This is a genomic window from Cellulomonas sp. P4_A2 (assembly GCF_056402515.1).
In genome coordinates this window covers 1-443 of record NZ_JBFUHG010000120.1, presented here as the reverse complement: position 1 = coordinate 443, position 443 = coordinate 1, and the positions used below count along the sequence as shown (strand labels likewise).

Below are 443 nucleotides of genomic sequence, written 5' to 3'. Positions count from 1 at the left end.
GCACCTCGCCTACCCCGCCGTGCTCGCCGCCCTCCTCTTCTGCACCGGGCTGTACGGAGTCCTCGCACGCCGCAACGCGATCCTGGTCCTGATGTCCGTCGAGCTGATGCTCAACGCGGTCAACCTCAACCTGGTCGCCTTCGACGTCTGGCTCCGCGACGCCCTGCACTCCGGCCAGGCCCTCACCCTCTTCACCATCGCCATCGCGGCGGCGGAGATCGGCATCGGCCTGGCGATCGTCCTCGCCGTCTACCGCAACCGCGGCAGCTCGGACGTCGACCGCCTCCGCGACACCGCCGAAACCGACGCCGCCGAAGCCCTCCCCGGCGACAGCACCGAAGACCAGGCCACTGCTCCGGCAGGGAAGGCAAAGAAGGCAGAGGCCACCGCGTGACCACCACGACCCTCGCCGTCCTCGTCCCCCTCCTCCCGTTCCTCGGTGC

Annotated in this window: 1 protein-coding gene; it reads left to right on the top strand. The window is 70.2% G+C overall.

Annotated features, from left to right (window positions below; translation table 11 throughout):
* Nucleotides 1-394: NADH-quinone oxidoreductase subunit NuoK (nuoK, locus tag AC1DUE_RS20375; RefSeq protein ID WP_477041221.1), on the top strand; the 394-nt coding region annotated here is incomplete at its 5' end.
* Nucleotides 395-443: the final 49 nt, after the last annotated feature.